Origin of the sequence: Streptomyces sp. V4I23 (genome assembly GCF_030817975.1) — a bacterium.
Classification (GTDB): domain Bacteria; phylum Actinomycetota; class Actinomycetes; order Streptomycetales; family Streptomycetaceae; genus Streptomyces.
In genome coordinates, this window is the sequence record NZ_JAUSZW010000004.1 from 6585002 (window position 1) to 6606388 (window position 21387).

Here is a 21387-nt window from a genome sequence, read left to right on the forward strand (position 1 = left end):
GCGCCCCCTCGCTCCTGCTGTCCCGGACGCGCTCCGGGTCAGACCCACACCCCACGGTCGGTCAGTACCGTGCGCAACGTCTCCAGATGATCGGTCATGATGCCATCCACGCCAAGGTCCAGGAGCGCGGCCATCCGGCCGGCGTCGTTGACCGTCCAGACATGGACCTGCAGTCCCCGCGCATGCGCCTCGCGCACGAAGCGGCGGTCCACCACCCGGATACCGCCCTGGGTCTCCGGAACCTGCGCGCACACCGCGCCGCTGCGCACGGCGGCCGGTATCCCCACGGACGCGAGGCGCAGGCCCAGCACGCCCCTGACGCCGTACGACGTGGCGAGGCGCGGACCGGCCCGGCGCACCGCCCGCGCCACCCTGCCCTCCGAGAACGAACCGACGCACACTCGGTCCCAGGCGTCCGTCCTGCGGATCAGGTCCACCAGCGGCTCGAGCGCGGACTCCGCCTTGAGGTCCACGTTCCAGCGGGCGGTGGGGAACTCCTCCAGCAACTCCTCGAACAGCGGCAGCGGTTCCCGGCCCGCCACCCGGGCCCGGCTCACCTCGCTCCAGGGCAGCTCGGCTATGCGTCCGCGCGAGTCGGTGACCCGGTCCAGCGTCGCGTCGTGGAACGCGACCAGGCGTCCGTCGGCCGTCGTGTGCACATCGGTCTCGAAGTAGCGGTATCCGGCGTCGGCGGCCCGGCGGAAGGCGGCCGTGGTGTTCTCGATGCCGTCGGCGGAGCCTCCGCGATGGGCGAAGGCGAGCGTCGCCGGATGGTCCAGATAAGGGTGGCGTGTCGGATTCACCGCCGCAGTATGGCCTGCCTCGGTGTCGAGCCGGCGACCACGGTGCTGCCTTCGTTCGCCCCCGGGATGGCGAAGAGCCGCAGGAACGACTGCGCCAGCGGCCCGATCGCCAGCGCGTACACCACCGTGCCGACGCCCACCGATCCGCCGAGCAGGAACCCGGTGGCGACGACCGCGGCCTCCAGCGCCGTGCGGACCAGGCGGATCGACCGGCCCGTGAGGCGGTGCAGACCCGTCATCAGGCCGTCGCGCGGACCGGGGCCGAAGCGGGCCGCGATGTACAGGCCGGTGGCCACACCGTTGAGTACGACACCCGTGAGAAGAAGCGGGATCTGCGCCACGAGTCCGCGGACATCGGGCACGACCGCAAGTGTCGCGTCCATGGCGATCCCGATGACGAACACGTTGGACACCGTGCCGAGCCCCGGCCGCTGCCGGATGGGGATCCACAGCAGCAGCACCACGGCGCCGACGATGATCGACACCACGCCGATCGAGATTCCGGTCAGCTCCGACAGGCCCTGATGCAGCACCCCCCACGGTTCGAGCCCGAGCCCGGCGCGCACCAGGAGTGCGGAACTCACCCCGTACAACGACAGACCGACGTACAGCTGGAGCAGCCTGCGGGTGAGATGTCCGGACACGATGGCGTCCCCCTGTGTGGTGGTAGTGGACCGACGCATGACACTCTGTGGCTACGGAAGAATGCTCAACCATGGCCAATTCGAGGAAGGTGGACTGACTTCCATGTCTCAGTGGACCTCAGCGGTGGGGGCGGCGCAGCTCGCCCGGCAGCTCACCTCCCAGCAGCCGCGCCCCGCCGGCCCCGGCACCCGCAAGCCGCCCGCCTACCGCGCGCTCGCCGACGGCATCCGGCTCCTCGTCCTCGAAGGGCGGGTGCCCGTCGCCGCGCGCCTGCCCGCCGAACGGGAGCTGGCGCTCTCGCTCTCCGTCAGCCGCACCACCGTCGCCGCCGCCTACGAGGCCCTGCGGGCCGAGGGGTTCCTGGAGTCCCGCAGGGGGGCCGGCAGCTGGACCGCCGTTCCCGCGGGCAACCCGCTGCCCGCCCGCGGCCTCGAACCGCTGCCGCCCGAGTCGCTCGGCTCCATGATCGACCTCGGCTGCGCGTCCCTGCCGGCCCCCGAGCCATGGCTGACCAGGGCCATCCAGGGAGCCCTCGAGGAACTGCCGCCGTACGCCCACACCCACGGCGACTACCCGGCGGGCCTGCCCGCGCTGCGTCAGATGCTCGCCGAGCGCTACACCGAGCGTGGCATCCCGACCATGCCCGAGCAGATCATGGTCACCACCGGTGCGATGGGCGCGATGGACGCCATCTGCCACCTGTTCGCCGGCCGCGGTGAGCGCATCGCCGTCGAGTCCCCTTCCTACGCCAACATCCTCCAGCTGATGCGCGAGGCCGGGGCCCGGCTCGTGCCGGTGGCGATGGCCGAGGGGCTGGCCGGATGGGACATGGCGCGCTGGCGCCAGGTGCTGCGCGACGCGGCGCCCCGGCTCGCCTACGTCGTCGCCGACTTCCACAACCCGACGGGCGCGCTCGCCGACGAGGACCAGCGCCGTTCGCTGGTGGAGGCGGCCCGCTCGGCGGGCACCGTCCTGGTCGTCGACGAGACCATGTCCGAGCTGTACCTCGACCCGGACGTAAAGATGCCCCGTCCCGTCTGCGCCTTCGACCCGGCCGGTTCCACCGTGCTGACCGTCGGCTCGGCGAGCAAGGCGTTCTGGGCCGGCATGCGGATCGGCTGGGTGCGCGCGGCTCCCGACGTCATCCGCTCGCTCGTCGCCGCCCGCGCGTACGCCGACCTCGGCACGCCCGTGCTGGAGCAGCTCGGCGTCAACTGGCTGATGCGCACCACCGGTTGGGACAGCGCCGTGTCCATCCGCCGCGAACAGGCCCGCGACAACCGCGACGCGCTCGTCGCGGCGGTGCGCAGGGAGCTTCCCGACTGGGAGTTCGACGTGCCCTCCGGCGGTCTGACGCTGTGGGTCCGCACCGGTGGCCTCTCCGGCTCCCGGCTCGCGGAGGTCGGCGAGCGGGTCGGTATCCGGGTGCCGTCCGGCCCGCGTTTCGGGGTCGACGGGGCGTTCGAGGGATACGTACGGCTGCCGTTCACGGTCGGCGGGCCGGTGGCGGAGGAGGCCGCCACGCGGCTCGCGGCGGCGGCGCGGCTGGTACGCACGGGCGCGACCACGGGCACGGAGGCCCCGCGCACGTTCGTGGCGTGACCGCCGGGCGGGGCCGGGTGCGCTTCGGGCGGGGTGCCTTGCGTGAGCGGGACGTGGCCGCCGGCCGGGCGGTCGGTCGCCGGGTGGTGCGGGGCCGTCGGACACGGGCCGGTTGTCGGCGTGCGGGGCCCGGGGACGCGCCGGGGCCGGGGCCGCGTGGGACGCGCGGGCCCGGCCGGGGGTGGTGGCGTCAGCCTTCGGCGGGGACCGCGGCGGCCGCCGGTGCGGGGGAGGACACCGGCCTCGCACCGGGCTCGGCCTCCGGCGCCTGCGTCGGCTCGTCCGGACGCGGTGGCAGCAGATCGAGCACCGCCTGCCGGTGCGCCTCGCTCGTCGCGTCGTCGAACGGGTCCGGCGTCGCCGGGACCTGGAGCCTGAGCACCGGACCCGTGCTCAGCCGCGCATAGCCGCGCCCGGGCGGGACGTCCGTGGCCGGCGTCGTGCGGGGAACCGTGCCCAGCACCGCCTTGACCTGGTCGAAGTCCGCCGGGCCGAGCGCGACACGGGCGCGCGTATGCGTCCGCACGGTCTCGGTCAGGGCGTCCGCGCTGTCGAACTGCTCGGCCACCACGACCGTGACGTGCACCGCCCGGCCGTGCCGCAGTGGCGCCTGCAGCAGCTCCTGCGGGTCCATGTGGCCGTCGGCCGCGGCGAGATGGCCGAGGACGCTCGGCCGGTCGAGCAGGATCCACAGCGGCCGCTTCGCGTCGTCGGGTGCCGGCCTGCCCGCCTGCCGTGCGCGGTTCGCGACGATCAGGCGCCGCTCGGTCTCGTGCGCGGCCCATTCGAGGCCGGCCAGCGCTCCGGCGAGGTCGCACTCGACGGCGAGGACGCCCGGGCGGCCGGTGAGGCAGGCGTACTCGCCGGTGCCGCCGCCCTCGACGATCAGGACGTCGCCGTGCTGGAGGGCCTGCAGGGCGATGGAGCGCAGCAGTGTGGTGGTGCCGCTGCCGGGCTCGCCGACCACCAGCAGGTGGGGTTCGGTGGAGCGCGGCCCGGTGCGCCAGATGACCGGCGGCGCCTGCTCCGTGGTCTCGCCGCGGGTGACCGGCAGCATGCGCTGGACGGAGTCGGCGTCGGTGAAGCCGAGCACGGTCTCGCCGGGGCCGGTGACGAAACGTTGGGCGGCGATGGAGGTGGACAGCGGGGGCAGCACGCTCATGTCCAGCTGGTTGGCCTCCTCGTCCCAGCTGAAGCGGTACTCGCGGCCGCGGCCGGACTTGGTGTGGAGCAGGTGCTCGATCCGGGCGCGGGAGTCGGCCTCGGAGTCGGTGAAGTACGCCGGGTACGTCACGCGCAGCCGGGTGAGGCGGCCGCTCTCGTCGAACTCGTACCTGCTGAAGACCTTGTTCCACTCCCCGCCGTGGGTGAAGAGCGGAGCGGGGTCCTCGGGGGCCGAGAAGTACGGCACGAGGGCCTCGTACAGGGCCTTGAGCCGGGCGACCTCGGCTTCGTCGGGGCCGGTCCTGACCGGTTCCCCGACCCTGCCTGCCCAGGCGGCCGCGGCCATCACCGTGATGAGGGCGACCAGCAGCCCGTACGGGACGACCGCGGCGGCCAGGACGCAGGCCGCCACGAAGAACAGGGTGGGACCACGCCGTTCCTTGGGAGTGGCGGCCCACTTGCTCCGGGCCATGGCGGCCAGCTTCCGCAGACCCCGGGTGACCGTGATCAGCGGATGGAGGACATCGGTGGCGCCGTCGGCGGCCGTGCGCGCGATCTCACGGCTTCGGGCGATCTGTGCGCTGCCGCTGGTCAGAATGCGGGGGAGTGGTCGCCGGGCCACATCTGTCTCCTGAAGGCTCGTGTCTCCTGAAGGTGCTCGTCGGTCGTTCGGGGCGTCAGAACTTGATCCCGCCCAGCAGCCCGGCGAGGCTCGTGGTGCCCGCCGTGATGCTCGGCGCGATCGCGGTGCCCGCGAGGAAGAAACCGAAGAGCACGGAGACGAATGCGTGAGACGCCTTGAGCCCGTCTTTCCTGAAGAAGAGGAACACGATGATGCCGAGCAGCACGACGCCTGAGATGGACAGGATCATGAGGTTCTCCTGGGTGAGGGGACATTCACCATGAGTTCTTCCATGCTTACAGAAAGTGTCTATACGATAAAAGCTGCGAATGGGTGAAATCGGGCGGGTTTCACTGCACCGGACCACACGCGTTCGTTGATCGGCGCGCACACGGCACGGCGCACCGGCGCAGTGCCTCCCGAGGCCTTGCCGCCGAGGGGCCCGTTCGCCCTCGTCAGCGCCCTCGTGCCGGGCCGCCTGGCAGTACCCTGTCGGTTCACTCGTACGGCTGCTCCTGCCGTGCGGCCCAGGTCAACGTGGTGAAAGGCGGTCCGTCCGATGAGCGAAGTCCCGGACTCCGAGGTGATCGAACTCGCGACCAAGGTCTTCGACCTGGCGCGCCAGGGGGAGACCGAGACGCTTGCCGCGTATCTCGACGCCGGCGTCCCGGCCGACCTGACCAACGACAAGGGCGACACCCTCGTCATGCTCGCCGCCTACCACGGGCACGCCGCCACGGTCGAGGCGCTCCTCGCCCGGGGTGCGGAACCGGACCGGGCCAACGACCGCGGCCAGACGCCTCTCGCCGGCGCGGTCTTCAAGGGCGAGGACGCCGTCATCCGCGCACTGCTCTCCGGCGGCGCCGATCCGCAGGCCGGAACCCCCTCGGCCGTGGATACCGCGCGGATGTTCGGGAAGACGGATCTTCTGGAGCTGTTCGACGGCCGCTGAGCGGCCGTCGCGCACGTTCCGGTCGGCGCCGCACGCGCTCCGACCAGCCATGACGTGATCATCCGCGGGGGTGGGCCTCCAGAGCGGCCGCCAGGTCGTGGGGGAGCCGTAAATGTGGTCGCGGTGGCGAAATGTGTGGGTCATCATGACGTCAGCCCTGTCCCGGACCTCATCATCCGGGAATTCCCCTGGGGCCACCGAAGAGAGGCAGAGGAACATGCTCACCACCAAGCAGAAGACGCGTATGACGACGGGCGGCCCGACATGCTGCTGCGCGGCCTAGGCATTCCAGTCACCGGTTGCGTCGACAGCTTGATGTGAGGCATTCCCCATGTTCGATCCAGTCATAGCGCCGAGCGGCACTCTGCTCGGCCTGCTGCAGAGGGGCCGCGGCGACGGCACACTGCACGCGCTCGCCGCGCCACGGGCCGAAGCGCTCGCGGCGCTCAACCACTGCGTCCTCAACGATCCCCGCCATGACTGGCAGGTCGAGAACCGCTCCCTCTACTACGCCCGCCTGTACCTCGACCTCCACGGCAGCCTCGACGAGATCGAGCGGCACCTGTGCGACGCCGACGACCACCTCGACGCCGACGAGACCAGGACCGGCCTCGCGCTCGCCGTGCTCGGGCACCTCGCCTCCTACGGCCGGGGCGACGCCCTCGCCCTGCTGCGCCGGTACGCCGCGCAGGGCGCCAACTGGGCCTGGGCCCTCGACGAACTCGCCCTGCGCGACGACGACGCGGGCCTGCGCTCCCTCGCGGCCCCGATCCTCGCCCGCTTCCCCGCCACCCCCGAGGGCGACGCCGACCTGGCCGTCGCCGTCCGCGACGCCTTCGAACCGCGGCCGTGGCGGCTGTGGGCGGAGGACCGGCGCGAGTTCATCGGCGGCCGGGTGCGCGCCGCGCAGGAAGCGGGCTCCTTCGACCGCTGGCAGCGTCAGATGCGTCCCTCCGGCCCCCGCCCCGGCTGGAGCGTCCAGGCCGTCCTGGAATGGGCCGACCAGGGCCTGTCGCGCGGCAGCGCGCTGCACGTGCCCGCCGCCCGCTGCCTGTCCGCCGTCGCGGGACCCGAGGACCGCCCCGCGATCGTCCGCGCGGCGCACGGTGGATCCGACGGAGCCCGCTGCGCCGCCCTGCACTACCTCGCCGAGTCCCGGGACCCCGTCGTCCTCGACCTGATCGAGGCGGCCGTCGCGAACGGATCGGCCACCGTCGCCGAAGCGGCGGTCTCCGCGTTCGAGCGGATGTGCGGCGACGAGGCCGTGGACCGGGCCCGGGGCTGGGTCCACCGTCCCGACGCCCTCGGCGCGTCCGCCGCCGGAGTCCTCGCCTGCCGGGGCGCCGCGAAGGACGCACCCCTCGTGCTGGGCGCCCTGCGCGAGACCGTCCGTGCCGACGGGCCCGACGCGCCCCTGCTGTGGACTCTCGTCGACGGCACCGGCCGCCTCGGCATCGCCTGCGCCGCACCCGTACTGCGCCACGTCTACCGTGAGACGACCTCCTCCCGTCTCCGCGGCCGTGCCGCCCGGGCGCTCGCCGCCACCGACCCCTCCTTCGCCACCGGATTCGCCGTCGAATGCCTGTGGGACTGCGAGGAGACCACCAGAGAGGTCGCCGCCCTCCACGCCGAGACCGGCGACGTACGCGTCGCCGAACGACTGCGCCGGCTCGCCGCCGACCCCGCCGAGGAGGCGGAGGTGCAGACCGCCGTACGCAGCAGGATCGGGCCCGACATGCCCGCTGTGTGACGACTCGCAGCCGTCGGGCCGGGCGTGGCAACAAAACGCTCATGGGACGTTCCCCGGCCGGAAAGATCCACGTTGGCGCAGCCACCCCGGGCCCGACGACAACACGGGTATGCGTGTCGTCATCGTCACCGAATCCTTCCCGCCCGACGTCAATGGTGTGGCGCACTGCGCCCTGCAGACCGCACGGCACCTCGCCGCGCGCGGTCATGAACCGCTCGTCATCGCCCCGGCCGCGGCCGGGGCCGACAGCGCCGACCCCCACGCGCCGTGCCCTGTCGTCCGGGTGCCCTCCCTGCCGCTGCCCGGTTATCCGCAGGTACGGGTCGCGCTCCCCAGCCGCAGGGTGGCGGCGGCGATCACCGCGCACCGCGCCGACATCGTCCACCTCGCGAGCCCCTTCGTGCTCGGTGTCCGCGGGATGGCCGCGGCGACCCGGCTCGGCCTGCCGGCCGTGGCCGTCTACCAGACGGACCTGGCCGGGTACGCCCGTACCTACGTCGGAGCGGGCGAGGGCACGGCCTGGCGGCGCATCAAGGCGGTCCACGGAGCCGCCGACCGCACCCTCGCACCGTCCACCGCGGCCCGGCGCGACCTGGAGGAGCACGGCGTCGAGCGCGTGGCGCTGTGGCCGCGCGGGGTGGACACGGCCCGCTTCCGTCCCGAGCTGCGCGACGAGAACCTGCGGCGCGAACTGGCGCCCGGCGGGGAGCTGATCGTCGGCTACGTCGGCCGCCTCGCCCCCGAGAAGCACGTCGAACTCCTCGCGGGCGCCTGCGGCCTGCCAGGAGTACGGGTGGTCGTCGTCGGCGACGGACCGAGCGAGACCTCGCTGCGCGGCGCGCTGCCCGGTGCGGTCTTCCTCGGCCGGCGCACCGGGGACGACCTCGCGCGGATCTTCGCCTCCCTCGACGTGTTCGCGCACACCGGCCCGTACGAGACCTTCTGCCAGACCGTGCAGGAGGCCATGGCGAGCGGCGTCCCTGTCCTCGCGCCCGCCGCCGGCGGCCCGCTCGACCTCGTCGACCACGGGCGGACCGGCCTGCTCGTTGCGCCCCACAGCACCGACGCGGTGCGTGACGCCGTACGGGCGCTGGCCGACGACCCCTGGCTGCGGGCCGGTTTCGCACGCGCCGGGCGCGCCGCCGTCGAGGGCCGCACCTGGGCCGCGGTCGGCGACATGCTGCTGGACCACTACGCCGACGTCCTCGGCGCGCGCACGGCGGTGGCGGCATGAGCGGACTGCGCATCGTACGGCTCGCGAACTTCGTCACGCCGTCGTCCGGCGGGCTGCGCACCGCGCTCGACCAGCTCGGCCGCGGCTACCTCGCCGCCGGGCACGAGCCCGTTCTGGTCGTCCCCGGAGACCTGGAGAGCGACCGGCACACCCCGCAGGGCCGCGTCGTCACCCTGCCCGGCCCCGAGCTCGTCGGCACCGGCGGCTACCGGGTGCTCGCCGGGCGCCGACGGCTGCGCCGCCTCCTCGAGGACCTCGCACCCGACCGCCTCGAGGTCTCGGACCGCACGACCCTGCGCTGGACGGGCGAGTGGGCGCGCCGCCACCGCATCCCGTCGGTGATGGTCTCGCACGAGACCGCCGACGGTGTGCTGCGCACCTGGGGCCTGCCGGACTCGCTCGCCGCGCGGACGGCGGACCGGCTCAACCGGCGCAGCGCCTGGGCCTACTCGAAGATCGTGTGCACGACGGAGTGGGCGGAACGCGAGTTCATCCGCATCGGCGCGCGCAACGTCGTACGGGCGCCGCTCGGCGTGGACCTCCGGCGGTGCCGGCCCGGGCGGCGCAGCACGGTGCTGCGCGCCCGGTACGCCGACGGCGCGCGCGTCCTGCTGCTGCTCTGCTCGCGGCTCTCGGTGGAGAAGCGGCCCGGCACCGCCCTGGACGCGCTGGCGGAACTCCGGGAACGGGGCGTGCCGGCGGCGCTGGTCGTCGCAGGGGACGGGCCCCTCAGGGCGCCGCTGGTGCGCAGGGCGGAGGCCGAGCGCCTGCCGGTCCGGTTCCTCGGCCACGTCGCCGACCGGGAGGCGGTCGCCGACCTCCAGGCGGCGGCGGACGTGTGCCTGGCGCCCGGCCCGGCGGAAACGTTCGGGCTGTCCGCGCTGGAGGCCCTGGCCTGCGGCACGCCCGTCGTGGCGAGCGCGTCCTCCGCGCTGCCGGAGGTGATCGGCGACGCCGGCGTCGCCGCGGCGGACACGGCGACGGACTTCGCGGACGCGGTCCTGGAGGTCCTCGCCAGGCATGAGAGCACCCGACGCGAGGCGGCCCGGGCGCGGGCCGAACTCTTCGACTGGGACAGCTCGGTGACGGCGTTCCTGGCCGCCCACGACGCCCTGCCGGTACGGAACGGAGCGAAGGAACCGGGAGTCCAGGCATGACGACCGCGGACCTCGACGGGGAGCGCGGCGTGCGGTGCCTGTGCGCGCAAGCCGGTCCCGAGAGCATGGCCGGATCCAGGATCGGCGCGGCGGGAGCGGGCGCGGACGGGGACGGCTCCACGGGCGGATGGCACGCCGTACCACCGCCACGGGACGGCCGTGCCGGGTCGGTGCTCCTGGACGAGACGGCCATGCCGCCGCGCGCAGCGCAGAGAGCGCGGACGGACACGGCCCCGCCCCTGCGGTTCGTCGCGCTCGGCGACTCGCTCACCCAGGGCGTCGGCGACCCCGTCGACGGCGGGTGGCGGGGGTGGGCCGCGCTGCTCGCCGACGGCGTCGGGAGCGCCGAGCGGCCCGCCGTCTTCCGGAACCTCGCCGTCAGCGGCGCCCTCAGCCGGGACGTCGCCGAGCACCAGGCGCCGCAGGCCCTCGAGTTCGGACCGGACATCGCGTCCGTCGTCGTCGGCGTCAACGACACCCTCCGGCGCACCTTCGACATCGGCCGGCTCACGCACCATCTCGACCGGGTGTGCGGTGCGCTCGCCGCGCGCGGCGCCGTCCTGCTCACGGCCTGCCTGCCCGACCCCGGTGCGATGTTCGCCCTGCCCGTCCCCCTGGCCCGGCCTCTGGCCCGGCGGCAGCGGGCCGTCAACGCCGTGGTCCACGCCCTCTCCGACCGCTACGGCGCCGTCCATCTGCACGCCGCGGACCCCGCCTGGGTCGCCGACCGGTCCATGTGGAGCGCCGACCGGCTGCATCCCGGCGAACGGGGACACCGCATGCTCGCCCGGTCCTTCCACGACCTGCTCTCCACCCGCGGACTCGTCCACGGCCCGCCCCCCTCCACCGAACCCGACCGGCCGCGGCCCACCCGCGCCGAGGCGCTGCTGTGGCTCGCCACGGCGGGCACCGGATGGGTGGCGCGCCGGTGCACCGACCTGATCCCGCAGCTCCTGCGGCTCGCCGGCGACGAGATGCAGCACTGGGCCCGCGGCACCAGCGCCCGGCTCGACCGGTCCGCCGAGCACGCCCTGTCCGCCGCTCTCGCCGCCGTGTCGCCGGAGCCGCCGTTCCGCCCCGCCGGGGCAGGAATGGGGGAATGAGCGGGCGCTGGGAGTTCTGGATCGACCGTGGCGGCACCTTCACCGACATCGTGGGCAAACCCCCCGACGGGCGGCTCGTGACCCGCAAACTGCTCTCGCACAACCCCGAGCGCTACCGTGACGCCGCCGTCGCCGGGATCCGCCTGCTGCTCGGCACACCCGACGGCGAGCCCGTCCCGGCCGACCGCGTCGCCGCGGTCAGGATGGGCACCACCGTCGCCACCAACGCCCTGCTGGAGCGCCGCGGCGAACCGACCGTGCTCGTGATCACCGAAGGGTTCCGTGACGCCCTGCGCATCGCGTACCAGAGCCGGCCCCGGCTCTTCGACCGCCGCATCGTCCTCCCCGAGGCCGTGTACGACCGGGTCGTCGAGGTCCCCGAGCGCGTCGACGCCCGCGGCACCGTGGTCACCTCGCTGAGGGGAGGGAGTGCGGTGGGGTGTGCTGCGGACGCGCGACGTCCGTGCGGGAGCGTGCGGGGGACTGACTGGGACTGCTGGGCTGCGCGGCCGGTGGGAGGCGTGCCTGTGCGGGTCGAGCGATGACGCCAACGTAGAGGATCATTGAACGATCCGACAAGGGGCGCGTTGAGTTGTTCGAGCTTCTACGATGGACCCCGTGCGCCGGTGTGAGCCCGTCCGGCGAGGGAGAGAGGGCGTTGTGGGGACGACGGAGCCCGGGGCCGGCGGACTGGCCGAGGACCGCCCGCTGTTGGGGCGCACGAGCACGGCCGAGCGGGTGGCGGACATCCTGCGCACCCGCATCGCCGAGGGCTACTTCCCGCCCGGCGAGCGGCTGTCGGAGGACAGCATCGGCAAGGCGCTCGGCGTCTCCCGCAACACCCTGCGCGAGGCGTTCCGGCTGCTCACCCATGAACGGCTGCTCGTCCACGAGCTCAATCGCGGCGTCTTCGTGCGCATGCTCGCCGTCCAGGACGTCGAGGACATCTACCGGACCCGGCAGCTCGTCGAATGCGCCGTCGTGCAGGGCCTGGGGGAGCCGCCCTACGACCTGGCCGCACTCGACGCGGCGGTCACCGGCGGCGAACGCTCCGCCCGCGAACGTGACTGGAAGGGCGTCTCGACCGCCAACATCCACTTCCACCGCGAACTCGTCGCCCTCGCAGGCAGTGCCCGCACCGACGAGCTCATGCGCGGCGTCCTCGCCGAGCTCCGCCTCGCCTTCCACGTCGTGGACGATCCCCGTGGCCTCCACCAGCCCTATCTCGTGCGCAACCGGGAGATCCTGGAGGCCCTGCGCGCCGGCGAACGCACCAGGGCCGAGCGGCTGCTGGCCGACTACCTCGACGACTCGCGCACCCGCGTCGTCGAGGCCTGCGCGGGACTCGTCGCCGACGCCGACAGGGCGTAGCGGGCCCGGGACCGACTCCCCGGCGGCCGGGAGTGCGCAGGGGGACGGCCGGGGCGCGGAGCGGTCGCTTCTGCGCCGTTTTCTCCGTTGTCAGTGCGAGGACCTAATCTGTGCACCGTGACTTCGCCTGCCCCGACGGAATTCGTTCCGCCCCAGCTCAGCGCGGTGCCGCGGCCCGCGCAGGGCCCGGCCGCCGACGAAGGGCTGGCGCGGCGCCTCCGCGCGCTCGCGTGCACCGCTCCGCTGCACGACCTCGACGCCCGCAAGGCCAACCTCGCGGGGGAGTACACGGTCTACGCGATGGCCGAGGTCGCCCTCGCCGCGATCGACCTCGTCACGCTCAACATGGACTTCGACACCGGAGCCGACCACGACCAGATAGTGGCCAGACTCCTCCCGCGGGTCGCGGCCCAGGCGCCGCACCGCCCGCAGGCCGAGCACGAGCGCGTCGCCCGCTGGGTCCTGGAGAACCTGATCAACGTCGGCAGCGTGGACCGCGGATTCCGCGCCGTGTACGGCACCTTCGGTACCGACGGGGTCTACACCCGCCGCGACTACGACTTCAAGCTCGTCGAGGAAGTCCCCGGATACGGCGGCAGCGTCTACCTGCGTACGACCGACGAGGCGGTCAACGTCCTCGTCGGCGCCCTCGACACCGACGTCACCAGCGCACAGATCGCGGCCGAGGTGAAGCTGGAGGTCCTCATCAGCAGGGGCCGCCTCGCCGACGCCCAGCTCGCCGCCGAGCAGGCGCGGTACCGCACCGTGCAGTACTCGGAGACCCTGCGCCGGACCCTGGACGCCACCCGGCGCAACGTGCGCGCGGTCGACTGGCTCAACACCGTCCCCGACATGATCGCCGAGGCCCTCGACCACGTCGCCGGCCGCTACCGCCACGAGAACGCGATCCTGACCAACATCCGCAAGGCACGCGACGAGGCGGAGGACCCGGAGCACAAGCGGCGGGCCGCCGAGCTCGTCGACATCGTCAAGGACTGCATCCGCCGTCACACCCAGCTGCAGTCCCGGCTGCTCGAGGCCGGCCCGCTCTTCCGCGCCGAGCAGGACCGCCAGGCCTTCGCCCGCCCCACCGCGCGGACCGGACTCGACCTGTACGGCCAACTGCTGGCCCCCCTGCTCCCTCTGCCCGTCGCTTCGGCGACCCGCGTCACCCACGCCTTCTTCGCCCGCGGCACCGGGCTGCGCACGCCCGCCTCCGTCCGCGTCGGCGACCTGGTCGACCTGCTGCTCACCCCGCCGCCGGAGCGGGAGCACCTCGGTGCGGAGATGCCGGAGCCCGATCTGATCGCCACCCCCGACGACAGCCGCTTCAGCGAGGAGCAGCTGGCGAGCGCCATGGAGCTGCTCGATCTGGAGCACGACGCACCCCGCCGGCTCTCCGGTCTCCTCGCCGAGGCCCGCCGGGCCGACCCCGAACTGCCCTACCTCGTCGCCCTGTTGGCCGTCCACGCGGCGAGCCCGCCGGTCGGCACTGCGTACCGGCAGGGCGAACAGCGCCTGCTCTTCGCCGTCGACGACGGCACGGAGCTGGACGACCCCGAGTTCGGCGGTGCGGACCTGATCGTGGGCACCGCACTGCTGGACGCGGCGGGCATGGCGGCGGACCGCACGGAGGGCACGTGACCGACCTTGCGCCCTCCCTCGACCGGCGGCTTCGCCCCCGGACCCTGCGCCCAGCGGATGTGGGGGGACCCCCAGCGCCTCAAACGCCCGCCGGGCTGGATTCGGCCACGCACCGTCAGTCCGTCCGCGGGTTGCTCCCACGGCTGCCGGGCCGTACAGGCAGATCGAGGACACCGCGCGCAGCGCGGTACGGAGTCCGGGGCCTGCCCCGGCTCGCGAAGGGCCGGACAGGGGAACAGCCCGCCGCAGGCGCCGCCCGCCCGCACACGCACCACCACCGCACAGAGGAGCACCGACCGTGACCGAGCCGCACGCAGAGCACGCCACGCCGTGGCGTGAGGCCGACGCGCCGCTCGGCCCCCCGGCCGGCCCGGTCTCCACGGCCACCGGACCCACCCGCGGCCCCGGCAACGTCACCCCCGCGGATGCCGCCGACGCCGCCCGGCTCGTCTCCTTCGGCCTGCAGCCCAAGCTGCTCCCCGCCCGCGACGCGGAGTACGCCGAACTGCTCCGCCGCTACCGCGAGGACACCTCTTTCGCGCGGCTCGCCGACGCCGTCGCGACCGGCCTCGGCCTCGTCGTGCTCGAGGTCTCGCCCCGCGCGGGCATGGCCGTCACCGCGGCCGAGGACTCCGTCTTCGCCGTCCGCATGGGGGACTACGCGCGCCGCGCCGCGGCCGACTCCGCCGACCGCTTCCTGCACGGCCTGGCCCACCTCGCCGTCGCGGCCATGGCCTTCCCCCGTCCCGAGGACCTCGCGGACGACGGCTACATCGGCCGGATCACCGTCAACGGCGTCGACGCCTTCGTCCGGCAGGCCTGCCGCAGGCTGGAGGAGCGCGCCGAGGAGCAGGGCGAGAACAGCGACCCGGCCAGCGACGCCCCCGGCCTGGAGGCGGCCTGGCGGGTGTACGCGCGCCGCAGCGCGACGGGCGCCACCAAGGACGCCCGCCGCCTCGCCGGATCCACCACCGGCATCGTCGGCAAGGCCGTCGCCTTCCTCACCGACTCCGGCTTCCTCCAGCGGACCGGCGACGACGCGGGAGGCGCGTACCGCACCACCGCGCGCTACCAGTTGCAGGTGCGCGACATGGCCGGCAGCGCGGCGATGGCCGAACTGCTGGAGCTGGGTGTCGTCCCCGTCAGCGACGGCACCGCGACCCTCGTCCCGCCGCCCGACGGCGACGACCTGGAGCTCGCGGCGGACGCCGGCCTGCCGTTCCACGCGTGACCGCCCCCGCCCCGCGTCACCGTCCCCTCGCAGCCGCCTTCCCCGCGCCACCGCACCGCACGCGCCACCGCTCGACGAAGCCAGAAGAAGACTGAGAGTCCGCCGCCATGTACGAGTTGTCCCGGGTCCGCCTCTACTCCATCGGCCCTGCCGGTGCGCGCTACGCCGACACCGTGCTCGACCTGCGCGGAGTCGGCGAGCCGGTGCCCAACCCCGCTCCCACCCAGGCGGAGTTCTTCGAGGAGGAGCCGGTCGGCCCGCCGCGCCGTCCCGCCCCCGCCGGCGTGCTCTTCCTGGAGAACGGCGGCGGCAAGTCCGTCCTGCTCAAGCTGATCTTCTCGGTCATGCTGCCCGGCCACCGCAACACCCTCGGCGGCGCGAGCTCGGGCGTGCTGCGCAAGTTCCTGCTCGCCGACGACTGCGGACATGTCGCCCTGGAATGGCAGCACACGCAGACCGGTGAGCTCGTCGTCGTCGGCAAGGTCAGCGAGTGGCGCGGGCGCCAGGTCTCCAACGACCCGCGCAAGTTCGCCGAGGCCTGGTACTCCTTCCGGCCCGGCCCCGGCCTCAGCCTCGACTCCCTCCCCGTCGCCGAGTCCACGGCCGTCCGGCCGCCGGTCGAAGGGGCCTCCGGGGCCCGTGGCCGGCGCCGGACCATGAAGGGCTTCCGCGACGCCGTCACCGAGGCCGGCAAGGCGTATCCGCACCTCGACGTGTACTGGGAGGAGATCCACGATCGCTGGAACGAACACCTCGGCGAGCTCGGCCTCGACCCCGAACTGTTCCGCTACCAGCGCGAGATGAACGCCGACGAGGGCGAGGCCGCGGGCCTCTTCGCCGTCAAGAAGGACTCCGACTTCACCGATCTGCTGCTGCGAGCCGTCACCGACACCCGCGACACCGACGGCCTCGCGGACCTCGTCAGCGGCTTCGGCAACAAGCTCGGCCGCCGCGCCGAGCTCACCGCGGAGCGGGACTTCACGGCCGGCTCGGCCGACCTCCTCGGCCGGATCGTCGAGGCCGCCGAGGCGCGTACGCGAGCACGCGAGATCCACACCGGCGCCGAGCGCCGCACCCGCACCCTGGCGCGCCGCCTCTCCGCCCGCGCCACGCAGGAGCGGGCCCGTGCCGCCGACCTCGCCCAGCAGGTCACGGCCGCCGCGCACACCGTCACCGAGGCCGAGCAGGCCCGCAGCCGCAGCTCTCTGATCGCCGCCGAACTGGCGTACCGGCACGCCTCCCTGGCCCTGACCGTCGCCGAGAAGGGCGCCGCCGCGCAGCGCCGTGAGCTCATCGACGCGCGCACGCTGCACTCGGCCTGGCAGGCGGCCGAGGCCGTGCTGCGACACCGCGCCGCCGGTGACCGCTCCGCCCGCGTCGCGGCGGCGATCCGCGAGGCCGAGCGGGACGCGGCACCCGCCCTGGCCGCACGCGCCAAGGCCGCCGGAGATCTCGTACGCGCTCTGCACAAGGCCGCCGAGGACGGTGAACGGGTCGCGAACGAGGAGGAGGAGCGTTCCCGCGCCCTCCAGGAGACCGGCGAGGCCGCCCACCGTGACGCCACGGTCGCGGCGACCGAGGCCCAGCGCGCCCGCAGCGAGATCGGCCACCTGCGTCAGCGCCTCGCCGAGGTCGAGCAGGAGACCGCGGAAGCCGTACGGGCCGGCTGGCTCGACGACACCGCACCCGACGCCGACCCGGCCAGGGCCGCGCTGGCGGCGAGCGACGCGGAGAAGACGACGGTCGCGGCCTGGGACGCCGCACGTGAGGCGGCGCGCGTCACGGCCGAGCGCGCCAAGGAGGCCGCCGCGGCGGAGTCGCGCGCCGAGCTGACCGCCGCGCGAGCGGCGGACGCGGCGCAGGCCGCGGAGAACGCGTACGAGGCGGAGCGCCGCGCGGCCGAGTCCATCGCGGAGGACGGCCGGCTGGCGGACCTGCTGAGCCTTCCCGCGCCCCAACTGCCCGGCCCGGCGGTCCCGGCACCGCGCGGCCCCGGCGCGGTCCCCGCCGACCACGCCCGCGGTCCGGCGGCCGCCGCCCGCGTGCCGCACCCCGGTGACGCCGCGCACGACGGGGCCGGTGCTCGGCCCGAGGACGCTCAGCCCGAGGTCGAGCCCGGGCATCGCGGACCGAGGGCGTCGGCCGATGCGAGCACCGCAGCGCACGACGGGACGTCCGGCGGCCATGCCGAAGGGGGCGTGGACGGCGGTGCCCACGGGGCCCTGGCCGAAGCAGGCGCCGGAGCCCCCGGCGGGGCACCCGCAAGCCCCTGGAACGACGGCACCGCTTCCGGCGGCCGGGCCCATGGGGAGGCGGCCCGGGCGGGACACGGCGTTCCCGGTGCTCCGGCCACGGGGAACACGGCGGCGTACGGCGGGGTTCCCGAGGATGCCGCCGACGGGCGGAGCACCGCGTCGCGACGGGCCGGTGACGGTCCCCTCGGCGCCGCCGAGCTCGACGGATTCGCGGACGAGCTCCGCGAGTTGCTGGAGCAGTCCATCGCGTCCGCCGAGCGGCAGCTCTTCGACCTGCGCACCGCTGCCGCCGACGACGCCCGCATCCTCGGCGCCCTCGGTGACGGCGGGCTCCTGCCGCCCGCGCCCGACGTGCTCGCCACCGTCGAGTTCCTCGGCGAGCACGGCATTCCGGCGCTGCCCGGCTGGCGCTATCTCGCCCAGTCCGTCGACCCCGCCGACCATGCCGCCGTTTTGGCCGCGCGGCCCGAGCTCGTCGACGGTGTCGTGATCACCGACCCCGCCTCGCACGCCCGCGCGCGCGAGGCGCTCGCCGGCGCGGCACTGCTGCCGCGTTCGGCCGTCGCCGTCGGCACCGCCGCCGCGCTGCTCGCTCCCGTGCCCGCGACGGGCACCGGCACCGAGCAGGACGTCTTCCTCGTCCCGCCGAACCCCGCCATGCACGACGAGGCCGCGGCCGACGAGGAACGGCACGCGCTGCGGGCCAGGGCGACCGCCCGTGACGAGGAGATCCGCGCGCTCGCCGCACGCCTCGCCGGCGACCGCTCCCTCGCGGCCCGGCTCGCCGCCTGGCGCGAGGACTGCCCGCAGGGCATGCTCGCCGAACTCGCCCACGCCGCGCGCACCGCCCGCGCCGTGGCGGTGGAGGCGCAGGAGGCCCTCGCCGAGGCCCGTACGGCACGGGCCGAGGCCGACGTGGCGGCCGCCGACGCCGCGCGTGTGCGGGAGGAGCGGCAGGAGGCCGCGCAGCGCGCCCGTCGCGCCGCGGACGCGCTCGCCGGCCTCGCGTTCCGGCTGCGCGAACGCGCGGGCTGGCAGGCCAAGCTGCGCGAACTGGCCGACGAGGCCGCCGAGTCCGAGGCCCGCGCCGCCGCCTGCCTGGAGCGCGCCAAAGCCTCCGACGAGGACCGCCGCGCCGCCCAGCGCGCCGGTGACGACGCCCGCCGCACCGCCCGCGCCCTGCGCGCCGAGCGTGCCGAGATCGCCGGAGCCCCCGAGAACCTCCCCGAGCACGACGGCGACGCCCCGCGCGCCTCCCTGCCCGCGCTCCGCGAGGCCTACCGTGCGGCGTCCCAGCTCTACGAGAAGGTCGGCGTCGGCGCCGATCTCCGCGCCGAACAGGCCCGTGCCGAGAGCGACGAGAGCGCCGCACTCGCGGAGCTCGACCGCCTCACCAACAAGGTCCGCACCCGCGCCGCCCAGCTCCTCGAAGGCACGGACGGCGCCGACGGCCCGTCCCGCCAGGCAGCCGCCGCCCGCGCCGAGGCGCTCGTGCAGATGCTGGAGTCACGCGCGTCCGAGGCGAGCGAGAAGCTCGGCCGTCTCCGTGGCGAGGCCGAGCGGCTGGCCCCGGCCGACGGCGCGTCGCACACCGACCTGCCCGACGACCTCGTCCCCGCCGACGCCGAGCACGCCAAGGCGCTGCTGCGCACCGCCGACGGCGAACTGGCCGCTCGCACGGAGGCGCTGGAGACCGCCCGCACCACGCACGCGGAGCTGCTCCGGGCCCATCGAGCCGCCGAGGACGCCGCCGGCGGCTTCGACGAGACGGCGGCGCTCTTGCGCGACCTGCTCCGCGACCACCACCAGGACGACGAGGCGGCCGACGCCCCGGAGCCGTATCCGGGCACGCTGGAGGAGGCCCGCCATACCGCGGCCGAGGCACGCCGTTCACTGCGCGGCTGCGCGACCGACCTGTCGGCCGCCGAGTCGGCCGTACGCGAGGCGAGCGACGTGCTCGTACGGCACGCCAACTCCACGCGCTACGAGCAGGTCCGCACCCCCGCGCGGCAGCAGATCCGCGAACTGCCCGCGGCCGCGCTGCCCGAGCACGCCGCGAAGTGGGCCGAGGCGTTCGCGCCCCGGCTGCGGGTGCTCACCGACGAACTGGCGCAGCTGGAGCGCAACCGCGTCACCATCGTGGACCGCCTGCGCGGTCTGGTGGAATCGGCCCTCGCGACGCTGCGCTCGGCCCAGCGGCTGTCCCGGCTGCCCGAGGGGCTCGGGGAGTGGTCGGGACAGGAGTTCCTGCGGATCCGTTTCGAGGAGCCGGATCAGGCCACGCTCGCGGAGCGGCTCGGCGAGGTCATCGACGAGGCGACCCGCGCGGCGGTGAAGAAGAACGCGTCCGCCGCCTACGGCGAGGGGCGCAGGGACGGCATGTCCCTGCTGCTGAGGGGCGTCCAGGCGGCCCTGGAGCCGAAGGGCGTCGCCGTGGAGATCCTCAAGCCGGACGCCGTGCTCCGCGCGGAGCGGGTGCCGGTGGGGCAGATGGGCGACGTCTTCTCCGGCGGACAGCTGCTGACGGCGGCGATCGCTCTGTACTGCACGATGGCGGCCCTGCGCAGCAACGACCGCGGGCGCGACAAGCACCGGCACGCGGGCACGCTCTTCCTCGACAACCCCATCGGCCGGGCCAACGCGACCTACCTCCTGGAGCTCCAGCGTGCCGTCTCCGACGCTCTCGGTGTGCAACTGCTCTACACAACGGGCCTGTTCGACACGACGGCACTCGCGGAGTTCCCCCTGGTGATCCGGCTGCGCAACGACGCGGACCTGCGGGCGGGCCTGAAGTACATCAGTGTCGAGGAGCACCTGCGTCCCGGGCTTCCCCAGATCGAGCCCACGGGGGAGACGGTGCACGGCGAGATCACGGCCACGCGCATGTTCAAGCGGGCCCCGCTCCCGGAGCAGTCGGCGTCCGAGCCGTCCCCGGCGGTCGAACGGACGACGACGGCACCGGACGCGTAGCCGACCGCCCGGCCTGGCCGACAAGGGCGGGATGGCCACGGCATCGGCTCGGCCGGTCACGGGGGCGGCTGCCCGGCAACGTCGGTCACATGACCTGCGGTTGTGCGGCTCCGGCGCGGTTCTCGGCCGACCAGCGGGGTTCACCAGGGCAATTCGGCCCCGCAACGTCGGCCGCGTGACCTGCGGCTCGAGTGGCCTTGTCCTTCTGGGCGCCCAAGTCGGCTGTCGCCCGGGCGACATCGCCGCTCAGCAGGCGAACCCGCGCGGGTCAGGCTCGTGACAGCCCGCCCGCGCCGGGCCTCCGTATCCGCGACGCCTCGCGCGCGGACGCCCGCGCCGCCCGGCGCGCCCGGCGGCGCTCACGGCGCAGTTGCCGCGCCGTGCTGCTGGGCACGGACACCACCCCATGCCGCTGGTTCCACACCTGCCGCGTCACCCACACGTCCAGCACCGACCAGGTCGCGACCACCGTGCTCGCCACACTGCTGAGCACCATCGGGAACGCCAGCCACGAACCCGTCACCGACAGAAGGAAGGCCGCCATCGCCTGGATCAGCGTGAGGGACGTGATGATCACTGCTCGGACCGCAGCCGTACGCACCGGATCCGCCATGCGTCGCCTGGCGCTCGGCTCCTCGGTCCAGAGCGAGCGCGGCACATACGCGTCGTCATGTGCCGACGTCGCTCCGGACGCTCCGGACGCCGCTTTCCGCAACGCCACCGGCGCGGAGCCCGGAGTCTCTTCGCGGCGCTCGTGCGTGTCCATGGATCCTGTCACTCCCCACCTCTGTCCCGCTTCAGGGTGGCTGCCCGGAATCCGTCGTTCTACTCCGGCTGTCCCGGCCCGCGCACTCCTGCACGGACAACCGCCGCATTCCGTGGAA

General features: G+C 74.5%; 15 protein-coding genes and 1 pseudogene. 11 read left to right on the forward strand and 5 right to left on the reverse strand.

What is annotated here, in order from left to right:
* Positions 1-38: 38 nt before the first annotated feature.
* Complete coding sequence (locus tag QFZ82_RS32290; RefSeq protein ID WP_307716487.1) at positions 39-803, reverse strand: glycerophosphodiester phosphodiesterase; 765 nt, start codon at positions 801-803, stop codon at positions 39-41.
* Complete coding sequence (locus QFZ82_RS32295) at positions 800-1486, reverse strand: YitT family protein (protein ID WP_307716488.1); 687 nt, start codon at positions 1484-1486, stop codon at positions 800-802. The genes QFZ82_RS32290 and QFZ82_RS32295 overlap by 4 nt, the downstream gene beginning before the upstream one ends.
* Positions 1487-1550: 64 nt before the next feature.
* Here QFZ82_RS32295 and QFZ82_RS32300 point away from each other — a divergent pair, with 64 nt between their 5' ends.
* Positions 1551-3050, forward strand: coding sequence for a PLP-dependent aminotransferase family protein (locus QFZ82_RS32300; protein ID WP_307716489.1), 1500 nt, complete (start codon positions 1551-1553; stop codon positions 3048-3050).
* A 190-nt stretch (positions 3051-3240) separates the two neighbouring features.
* Here the strand turns inward: QFZ82_RS32300 and QFZ82_RS32305 are convergent, their stop codons facing one another.
* Together QFZ82_RS32305 and QFZ82_RS32310 are read right to left on the reverse strand one after the other, a co-directional pair.
* Positions 3241-4836, reverse strand: a complete 1596-nt coding sequence (locus QFZ82_RS32305) for a hypothetical protein (RefSeq protein WP_307716490.1) — start codon at positions 4834-4836, stop codon at positions 3241-3243.
* Positions 4837-4891: 55 nt separating this feature from the next.
* Positions 4892-5086 (reverse strand): hypothetical protein, encoded by a 195-nt coding sequence (locus tag QFZ82_RS32310; RefSeq protein ID WP_177153084.1) that lies wholly within the window; start codon positions 5084-5086, stop codon positions 4892-4894.
* 309 nt (positions 5087-5395) lie between these two features.
* Between QFZ82_RS32310 and QFZ82_RS32315 the strand changes: the two genes are divergently transcribed.
* The 10 genes and pseudogenes from QFZ82_RS32315 to QFZ82_RS32360 all read left to right on the forward strand — a co-directional run bounded on the left by QFZ82_RS32315 (position 5396) and on the right by QFZ82_RS32360 (position 20503).
* A complete protein-coding gene (locus QFZ82_RS32315) occupies positions 5396-5788 on the forward strand; it encodes an ankyrin repeat domain-containing protein (protein WP_307716491.1) in 393 nt (130 codons plus the stop codon).
* Between the two features lie 331 nt (positions 5789-6119).
* Positions 6120-7538, forward strand: a complete 1419-nt coding sequence (locus QFZ82_RS32320; RefSeq protein ID WP_307716492.1) for a HEAT repeat domain-containing protein — start codon at positions 6120-6122, stop codon at positions 7536-7538.
* Positions 7539-7647: 109 nt separating this feature from the next.
* Positions 7648-8772: a glycosyltransferase family 1 protein gene (locus QFZ82_RS32325; protein WP_307716493.1), complete on the forward strand. Its 1125-nt coding sequence runs from the start codon at positions 7648-7650 to the stop codon at positions 8770-8772.
* Entirely contained in the window at positions 8769-9929 is a 1161-nt protein-coding gene (locus tag QFZ82_RS32330; protein ID WP_307716494.1) for a glycosyltransferase, read from the forward strand. Before QFZ82_RS32325 ends, QFZ82_RS32330 begins: the two co-directional genes overlap by 4 nt.
* Positions 9930-10120: 191 nt before the next feature.
* Complete coding sequence (locus QFZ82_RS32335; protein ID WP_307717911.1) at positions 10121-11032, forward strand: SGNH/GDSL hydrolase family protein; 912 nt, start codon at positions 10121-10123, stop codon at positions 11030-11032.
* Positions 11029-11454: pseudogene (locus QFZ82_RS32340) on the forward strand (hydantoinase/oxoprolinase N-terminal domain-containing protein); the annotation flags it as partial. The gene QFZ82_RS32335 and the pseudogene QFZ82_RS32340, both read left to right, overlap by 4 nt.
* Positions 11455-11692: 238 nt before the next feature.
* A complete protein-coding gene (locus tag QFZ82_RS32345; RefSeq protein ID WP_307716495.1) occupies positions 11693-12403 on the forward strand; it encodes a GntR family transcriptional regulator in 711 nt (236 codons plus the stop codon).
* Positions 12404-12520: 117 nt separating this feature from the next.
* Positions 12521-14047 (forward strand): hypothetical protein, encoded by a 1527-nt coding sequence (locus QFZ82_RS32350; protein ID WP_307716496.1) that lies wholly within the window; start codon positions 12521-12523, stop codon positions 14045-14047.
* 298 nt (positions 14048-14345) lie between these two features.
* Complete coding sequence (locus tag QFZ82_RS32355) at positions 14346-15278, forward strand: hypothetical protein (RefSeq protein WP_307716497.1); 933 nt, start codon at positions 14346-14348, stop codon at positions 15276-15278.
* Positions 15279-15385: 107 nt separating this feature from the next.
* Positions 15386-20503: a hypothetical protein gene (locus tag QFZ82_RS32360; protein WP_307716498.1), complete on the forward strand. Its 5118-nt coding sequence runs from the start codon at positions 15386-15388 to the stop codon at positions 20501-20503.
* 268 nt (positions 20504-20771) lie between these two features.
* Here QFZ82_RS32360 and QFZ82_RS32365 read toward each other — a convergent pair whose 3' ends face one another.
* Complete coding sequence (locus QFZ82_RS32365; protein WP_307716499.1) at positions 20772-21269, reverse strand: hypothetical protein; 498 nt, start codon at positions 21267-21269, stop codon at positions 20772-20774.
* Positions 21270-21387: the final 118 nt, after the last annotated feature.